General features: G+C 51.7%; 7 protein-coding genes. 3 read left to right on the forward strand and 4 right to left on the reverse strand.

Features of this window, described 5'->3' with window-relative positions:
* Positions 1-4: 4 nt before the first annotated feature.
* Genes budA through CAG65_RS19020 form a run of 3 tightly spaced genes read left to right on the forward strand, consistent with a single transcriptional unit; the run spans position 5 to position 3,258 of the window.
* Positions 5-769 (forward strand): acetolactate decarboxylase, encoded by a 765-nt coding sequence (gene budA, locus CAG65_RS19010; RefSeq protein ID WP_161454644.1) that lies wholly within the window; start codon positions 5-7, stop codon positions 767-769.
* Positions 770-799: 30 nt separating this feature from the next.
* Entirely contained in the window at positions 800-2,503 is a 1,704-nt protein-coding gene (gene alsS / locus CAG65_RS19015) for an acetolactate synthase AlsS (protein WP_161454639.1), read from the forward strand.
* A complete protein-coding gene (locus CAG65_RS19020) occupies positions 2,500-3,258 on the forward strand; it encodes an SDR family NAD(P)-dependent oxidoreductase (protein ID WP_021703487.1) in 759 nt (252 codons plus the stop codon). The genes alsS and CAG65_RS19020 overlap by 4 nt, the downstream gene beginning before the upstream one ends.
* 75 nt (positions 3,259-3,333) lie before the next feature.
* On the opposite strand, the gene CAG65_RS19025 is transcribed toward CAG65_RS19020, so the two are convergent.
* The 4 genes from CAG65_RS19025 to CAG65_RS19040 form a co-directional block, all read right to left on the reverse strand.
* Positions 3,334-4,323, reverse strand: a complete 990-nt coding sequence (locus tag CAG65_RS19025) for an ABC transporter ATP-binding protein (RefSeq protein WP_161454640.1) — start codon at positions 4,321-4,323, stop codon at positions 3,334-3,336.
* Positions 4,320-5,999 (reverse strand): ABC transporter permease, encoded by a 1,680-nt coding sequence (locus CAG65_RS19030; RefSeq protein ID WP_161454641.1) that lies wholly within the window; start codon positions 5,997-5,999, stop codon positions 4,320-4,322. Before CAG65_RS19030 ends, CAG65_RS19025 begins: the two co-directional genes overlap by 4 nt.
* 4 nt (positions 6,000-6,003) lie before the next feature.
* Positions 6,004-6,957: an ABC transporter substrate-binding protein gene (locus CAG65_RS19035; protein ID WP_161454642.1), complete on the reverse strand. Its 954-nt coding sequence runs from the start codon at positions 6,955-6,957 to the stop codon at positions 6,004-6,006.
* Between the two features lie 220 nt (positions 6,958-7,177).
* Complete coding sequence (locus CAG65_RS19040; RefSeq protein ID WP_161454643.1) at positions 7,178-8,071, reverse strand: hypothetical protein; 894 nt, start codon at positions 8,069-8,071, stop codon at positions 7,178-7,180.
* Between the last annotated feature and the right edge of the window lie 26 nt (positions 8,072-8,097).

The raw sequence follows: 8,097 nt of genomic DNA on the forward strand, positions 1-8,097 counted from the left end.
CCCTCTGTGTGCTTGTTCGCTCGATGTAGCGAAAGAATTTGCCGAATATCATCACGTTACTGGTGATGGTGAGATTTATCAGACCTCGTTGATGAGCGCCCTGATCGCCGGCGTTTACGAAGGCTCAACAACCATAGAGCAATTGCTGGAGCACGGCGATTTTGGTTTGGGTACATTTAATCAGCTCGATGGTGAGCTGATTGCTTTTGACAAAGAAGTCTTTCAACTCAAATCCGATGGTTCAGCCAACCCGGCAGACATGGCGCAGAAAACCCCTTTTGCGGTCATGACATTTTTCAAACCGGATATCGAACTGCCACTGACATCACGTATGTCCCGCGACGCCGTGCACGAACTGATCGACGACATGGTTCCGAGCGATAATCTGTTCTGCGCGATCCGCATTGATGGCATCTTCGACTTTGTCCGCACCCGCACCGTGCCTAAACAGACCCGGCCTTACCGACCCATGCTTGAGGTGGTCAAAGAGCAGCCCACCTTCCGTTTCGCTCAAAAACAAGGGGTCGTGGCTGGATTTCGTAGTCCCAAATACACCACGGGAATCAATGTGCCCGGCTATCACGAACATTTTATTACCGATGACCGCCAGGGAGGCGGCCATATTCAGGATTACAGCATTTCGTCAGGATTCCTCCAGATTGGCAAAGTATCGCGACTGGTGATCGACACCCCAGCTTCCGCGGATTTTCTTCGCGCCAATCTGGCTCCGGAAGACATTCGTACCGCCATCGAAAAGGCGGAAAAATAACAACGTCAGGCAATATAATAAGGACAACAAATGCAATCCAAACCTTCAAAACAAAATGGCGCACAGTTAATCGCCAGGCAGCTGGAATCACTCGGCATCAAATACATTTTTGGTATCCCCGGTGCCAAAATCGATCGCCTGTTTGACGCCATTGAAGACACCAGTATCCAGATGATCCCGGTGCGACACGAAGCCAACGGTGCCTTTATGGCCGGAGTTGTCGGCCGACTGACCGGTAAGGCTGGTGTCACGCTGGTAACCTCCGGCCCTGGCTGTGGTAATCTGGTCTCTGGTGTCGCCACCGCTAACTCAGAGGGCGATCCGCTGATCGCCATCGGCGGCGCAGTCAAACGCACGGATCAGCAAAAACAGACGCATCAGAGCATGGATACGGTCAGCATTTTTCGGTCAATAACCAAGTTCAGCGCCGAAGTGCAGCATGTCGACGCCGCCAGTGAAATCATGGCAAACGCGTTTCGCATTGCCGAGTCCGGCCGCCCGGGCGCATGCTTCCTCAGCTTGCCGCAAGATGTGTTGTCCGACCAAACCCAGACCGACATAATAATCCCGTCTGGATACACCCAGCCCGGTTGCGCTGACATCGCAGCAATCGAAGAAGCAGTAAACCGTATCGGTAAGGCCCAGCGCTGTGTGGTACTGCTCGGTTTGCACGCCAGTCGCAGTGAAAACGCCGCCGCCATCGCGCGCTTCTTGCAAAAAACACAACTGCCGGTGGTCGGCACCTATCAGGCAGCAGGTACGGTTGATATCAATTATTATCACCACTTTGCTGGCCGTGTCGGCTTGTTTAATAACCAGCCCGGTGATGTGCTGTTGCGCGATGCCGATCTGATCCTCACCATTGGTTTTAGCCCGATTGAGTACGATCCAGAACTGTGGAACAGCCAGCGCTGCCCAGTGATCCACCTCGACATCGAGCCGGCCGAATATCAGCTTAACTACCAGCCTTGCGTCGAAATCGTCGGCAACATTGCGCAGTCCCTCGATCAAATGGGCAGCCGCATCTCTGAGTACGCCCGTCTCTCGCCCACTGCGCTCTCCGTTTTGGAAGAGGTAGCTCTGCAACGTCAGGTGATCAAAACCTACCCCAACGTCTACAGCCAGCAAGGTTTTCACCCACTGGCGTTGATCAAAGCGATGCAAGCGATCATCACGCCAGACACCACACTCTGTCTCGATATGGGCAGCTTCCATATCTGGATTGCCCGCTACCTGAGCTGCTTCCGCGCGCGTCAGATGCTGATCTCCAACGGTCAGCAAACCATGGGCGTCGCCTTGCCATGGGCGATCGGTGCCAGCTTACTGAAACCCGGCAGCAAAGTGGTGTCGGTATCTGGTGATGGCGGCTTTATGCAATCCAGTATGGAACTGGAAACCGCTGTCCGGCTGAAATGTAACATCGTCCATATCATATGGGTCGACAACGCCTACAACATGGTGGAAATGCAAGAAGTGAAGAAATATCAACGCTTCTCCGGGGTGAAATTCGGCCCGATTGATTTCAAAGCATACGCCGAGTCGTTTGGCGCCAAAGGCTTTGCCGTCACCGACCAGCATGAACTGGCTGCCACCCTGAAAAAGGCCATGGACGTTGAAGGCCCTGCTGTGGTGGCCATTCCCGTCGATTACAGCGATAACTACAAACTGATGTTGCCGCGCACTGAAAAGAATCAAGACCCTGTTTTCGTAAGTTTCGAAGGAGAAATCGCATGAGAGGATTAAAAAACAAAGTCGCATTAGTGACAGGTGCCGCCAATGGTATTGGCCTGGCTATCGCAACACGCCTTTACGATGAAGGCGTCAACGTTGCTCTGGCGGACTGGAATGAAACACAGCTCGCCAACGCGGTTGAGGGCTTCGACAAGCAACGTGTCTCTGCCCACACCATCGATGTTTCCAACCCGGACAAAGTCGCTGCACTGATTAACGATGTGGTCGCTCGTTTCGGCAAGCTGGATATTCTGGTCAACAATGCCGGCGTGCATGTGCCGGGCTCGGTCATTGAAGGCAGCGTCGACGACTGGAAGAAAATCTCTTCGGTGAACATTGACGGCGTGGTCTACTGCGCCAAATTTGCTTTGCCTGAATTGCTAAAAACCAAAGGCAGCATGATTAATACCGCTTCCGTCTCGGGGTTGGGTGGCGATTGGGGCGCCGCATTTTACTGTGCCAGCAAGGGGGCGGTCGTTAACCTGACCCGCGCGATGGCACTGGATCACGGCGGTGACGGCGTGCGTATCAATGCGGTTTGCCCAAGCCTGGTGAAAACCAACATGACCAATGGCTGGCCACAGGATATTCGCGACAAATTCAACGAACGCATTGCATTAGGCCGCGCCGCTGAGCCAGAAGAGATCGCGTCTGTGGTGACGTTCCTCGCTAGTGACGATGCTTCGTTCATCAACGGTGTGAACTTGCCTGTCGACGGCGGCGCCACCGCTTCCGATGGACAGCCTAAAATCGTGTAAGCCGTAAACCGACAGATCAGCCAGAGACGTTTCACCTCCTTTTTCGGCTCTGCGCTGATCTGTCGTTCTCTTATTTCAACTTGCGACAGGCACCAGCACCGCATCATTCAACGCCGAATACACTATATCGTTTGCCCGGAGAGGACGATCACTGTAAAAACAAACCCGATTGCCGTGCAACTCGCCCACCACTTCAAACCGATCATCCAGAAACAGACAATCCTTCACCTCTATCGCAACCTGCGCCTCATTCGGTTGTTGCACTAGCGTGAAGGCCGTTCTTGGCACCAGCCACATTCCTTCCGCACGATTGAGTAGCTTACCGTCGATTAGGTTTCCTGCATTGAGGAACTCACTCGCCCAGCGGCTGACGGGCTTTTGAAAGAGCGTCACCGGATCCGACAGCTGGTGAATGACACCGTCTTTCATCAGCGCAATTCGGTCAGACAAAAGTTGCGCTTCCTTGCGATCGTGCGTCACGTTGATACAGGTGATCCCGCGTTGGCTGGTCAACTGGCGGATCTCCAGCCCCAGCTCTTCACGTAAATTGGCATCCAGATTCGACAGCGGCTCATCCATCAAAATGATCGCTGGTGACGCTGCGAGAGCGCGGGCAATAGAGACGCGCTGCTTTTGCCCACCAGACAGTTTTTCCGGTAACTTGGTCTCATGGCCAGACAACTTAACCAATTGCAATACGTCTGCAACCTGCTGTTGAATAAGGTGTTTCGGTTGTTTTTTCAGTACCAGCGGAAAGGCAATGTTGTCGTAGACCGTCATGTGAGGCCATAAGCCGTAATCCTGAAACACGTACCCTAGTCCACGCTGTGATACAGGGAGCTGATGTTGATTTAGAGTGTCAACATAAACCGACTCAGGTGTCACGACACTACCACTATCTGGCCTTTCCAGACCGGCAATGATACGCAACAGCGTGGTTTTCCCACACCCCGACGGCCCCAATAAGGTCAGGAACTCACCTTGACGAATGTCCAGGTTGATGTCATTCAGGATTCGCTTCGACTCGAACGATTTCGAGATTTGACTGATTTTTAAGGCGTTCATGGTGTATATCTTTTTACTATTCCCTGCCCGAGTGCGATGAGTGCACCGGACACCAGAATCACAACCAGGCTCATCGCCATGCCGGCGCTCACTGAGCCCTGGTCGAACTGGTTAAATACATAAGTGGCAACGGTTTCCGTTCCGGCCGGCGCCAGCATCAATGACGCCACCAGCTCCCGGGTTGAGATCGCAAAAACGATGCATCCGGAGGCGACCATAATAGGCACCATCAAAGGCAATAAAACGCGGCGAACGATATGCAAAATGTCGGCTCCGTAAATCGCCGCAGACTCATCCAGAGAAAATGGCTGCTGACGCAGCGCACTGGTGATCATCCGGATTGGATAGGGCAACATCAGGCAAACGTAGGCAAGCAACAAGATCATTATTGTGTTGTACGGCGTGACGGGCAGATACTGCTGATTCCAGGTGAGAATTAACCCGACCGATAAAGCCATCGCCGGTACCGCATTGGGCATTAGAGACAACACATCGAGGACGCTTTTCCCCCTGGGCTTCAATCGAATCAGAGTAAACGCAACCAGCAGCCCCAGCACCGCGGCAATCAACGCCGTCATCGCCGCCAGCCCGAGGCTGGTGTATATGGCTTCTACGGCGCCATTGCCCGACGTGAACAGATCCGCATAAGCGGACAACGTCAGGTTGTTCCAGTTCAGTCCGTGAGACACGGTGCGCATCAACGACGCCGCCACAATTGAAAACAGCGGCAGAATCACCGCAAATACCGCGACCAAAGTAAACAACAGATGCGCCACCAGACATGCGCCACGCGAACTGTTTGCTGCCGAGATGATCGTCTGGGCATCAAGACTGGCAGCGTATTTACGATTCACCACCAGTTGAAGCAGGTAAGCTGACACCGCTATCGCGATCAGGATCAGCGACAACACCGAAGCTCCGGGTAAATCAATCGGCCAGTCGGTCAGTTTCTCTTCAATGGCTGTGACCATAACTTCAAAGCCGAAGCGGCTGCCTAAAATATCTGGCGTCCCGAACTCCTCGACTGATAACACAAACACAATCAGTCCGCTGGCGAGTAATGTCGGCATCATCAATGGCAATAAAATGCGACAGGCTAAGTCCAAACGCCCGGCCCCATAAACTCGTGCCACATCACTGTAACGTTGACCAATCACCCGCAGTGCATTGCTGGCAGAAAAATACACCAGCGGAAACAGGTGCATCGTCATCACAAACACCACGCCACTGAAAGAAAACAGAAAGGCCGAAAAATCCACACCAGTCCAGCGATACCAAACGCCATTGAACTGAAACATCTGAATCCAGGCCATGGAAGCGATATAAGGAGGAATCAAAAACGGCACCAGCAACATCACATCCCAGAAGCGCCCGGCAGTCACGCTCATTTTATTACGCACATAAGCCAGAACCACAGCGACAGCGATGGAAAGCAGCGTCACACAGGTCGCTAACCGAATGGAATTGAACGTAGCATCAATGAGAGCGGGGTCGCTGAGTTGAGGATAAAGATTGCTAAATGGTGCGCGAAACGATCCTTCATTGAAATGCGGGAATATCGCAAACAAGATCACCGATAACACTGGCAGACCAATAATAATCAACAACGACACCACAGAAAATGCATTAAAGGCCAGAGGAAGGCGCCCTCCTCTGGCATTCGCGTACAACGACATACAATCAATGACCCATGATCTGCGCGAACTTGTCTTTGGTCTGTTTGGCTTTTTCCGCTGCTGCAGTGGCGTCAAACTGGATCAGATTGAGTTCGGCATAGCCCGGGCGCTGTGCCGCAATGTCTGTTCTGGCAGGAAGAATTAAAGTATCGGCCACCAGCGTTTGCCCTTCGTCTGACAAGACATAATCGATAAACTTTTTCGCCAACGCCTCATGTTGGGTGGATTTCAAGATCATCATCGGACGCGGAGCCAGGACCGTGCCGTCTTCCGGGTAAATCACTTCCAATGTTTCACCTTTGGCTTTTAATCCGAGACCGATGTAATCCACCGCCCCAAAAACCGCCGATTTCGCGCCCTGCAACACTGGATTGAGTGCCGCTTTGTTTGGCCCGGGGATCAGCACGTCGTTTGCCTTCAGCTCCGCAAACAATTGCCAGGCTGACTCACCCATTTGGTCCGCAAGACCTTCCACCAAAGTTAGTGCAGCCCCTGATTTACTCGGGTCTGGCATAGTCACTTTGTTCTTGTATTCTGGCTTGGTCAGATCGGCCCAGCGTTTAGGCACCGGCAACTGACTTTGCGTGTTGTAAGCAATGGCCAGCACCGCCGTACCTTGCGCCGTGTACGTCGCGGTTTTCAGGAAATCCGGCACCTTAGCGGCGTTTGGTGACTGGTACGTAAGTAATTCACCTGCGTTGTCCAGCGTAATGGCATGACCCAGTGACGACGAAATCATGACATCGACATGCGGATTGGCTTTTTCTGCCTGGTAACGGGACATGATTTTACCGCCGGTGGCCTGATACAGGTCAACTTTCGCACCACTTTGCCGTTCAAAGCCCTGAATCAGCTCGTTGGATAACCCTTTTGGGCCCGCCGAATAAACCGTCAGCGTTTCTGCGTGAACACCTGAACCTAAAAGTAGTGTGGCCGACAACAAATATGCGAATTTCATCTTTCCCTCTGAAAATACTCTCATCAATAAGAGTCCATATCTTGCGCCGGATATATGTCGAAATCATGACAAGCCGATGAACCAGAATCGGTTAAATTAAGGCGTCAATGATGCTACTCGATATTAAAAACTTAGGGAAAGCCTTGCTGAAAAATAAAAAACGCCACCGAAAGGTAGCGCTTTAAATTCATACTTTGGTTTACTTTTTTGCGATGTTAATTTACTGACCGCTGCAAAACTGAGCATCGTATTGATAAACAAATTGCGTCTTCGTTATCCCGTCCAGCTTCACCCAGTCAGACATATTGCCCATCGCAAGAAATGCTTGCTGAGCACGCTGAACTACTTTGGGCGTATACTCACCCTGATTGTCAGCGTAATCAAACGAGGCTTCCGCAATAACAGGTTTGCTGCCTGGCAGCGGAGCAGGATTGTCATACCACAGGCTCACCACCAAATCCGCATCAAACTGACCGAGATCGATTTCCTGTCCTTTGTAGCGGCGCTCATACATCGTAATGTTGCCGACCCGGTTCAGTGGCGTATCTGCATCAATCACGCCATATTTTGCAGCAAAGCCGGGAAAGTCATCATAGATGTCATCGATCTTATTAATGTTTTTTCCGTAACCCGATATCTTGGTGGAATGCGAAACCTTAATTGAGATATCGTCATCAGAGCCGAGCAACAGGTCATCTTCTAGTTTGCTTTCGGCCTTACTTCGGTTTGAGGCCAAATCCTCGTACGCACTGATAAACCGATCTGACGAGCGAAATTTCAGAGCGGCGTCTCGGTCATTGGCGTCATAGCGACTGACGCGATCCCGAAACGAATAGCCAAGCGTGCGCAAAGTACAGGCATTGGGTACATCCCAATAAGAGACAAAACGTTCTTTGTCCAGTGAGGCATTCCCCGATACATTGCGGTTGATCGCTTGTGAAATTACACTCGCCAGTTGTACGGTATAATTGGCAACGTCGCTCGCTTCACTCTGATAAGTAAACTTATCGGTATCGAGCAATAATTTGTATTCCCGGGAGGTGATATCCGTCGAAGCGTGTGCGGCATTAATGATAAAAAGCGCGGATAACGATGCGATCCATTGATATTTCATCTGTTCTTCCTGTTATTTATTTCCGG

The sequence above is a fragment of the Vibrio sp. V39_P1S14PM300 genome (assembly GCF_009904765.1).
Lineage (GTDB): Bacteria > Pseudomonadota > Gammaproteobacteria > Enterobacterales > Vibrionaceae > Vibrio > Vibrio proteolyticus.

What these genes read in the sequence shown, in the direction of transcription:
- alsS (WP_161454639.1), top strand. Translation starts at nt 800, where the DNA reads ATGCAATCCAAACCTTCAAAACAAAATGGCGCACAGTTAATCGCCAGG.
- CAG65_RS19020 (WP_021703487.1), top strand. Translation starts at nt 2,500, where the DNA reads ATGAGAGGATTAAAAAACAAAGTCGCATTAGTGACAGGTGCCGCCAAT.
- CAG65_RS19025 (WP_161454640.1), bottom strand. Translation starts at nt 4,323, where the DNA reads ATGAACGCCTTAAAAATCAGTCAAATCTCGAAATCGTTCGAGTCGAAG.
- CAG65_RS19030 (WP_161454641.1), bottom strand. Translation starts at nt 5,999, where the DNA reads ATGTCGTTGTACGCGAATGCCAGAGGAGGGCGCCTTCCTCTGGCCTTT.
- CAG65_RS19035 (WP_161454642.1), bottom strand. Translation starts at nt 6,957, where the DNA reads ATGAAATTCGCATATTTGTTGTCGGCCACACTACTTTTAGGTTCAGGT.
- CAG65_RS19040 (WP_161454643.1), bottom strand. Translation starts at nt 8,071, where the DNA reads ATGAAATATCAATGGATCGCATCGTTATCCGCGCTTTTTATCATTAAT.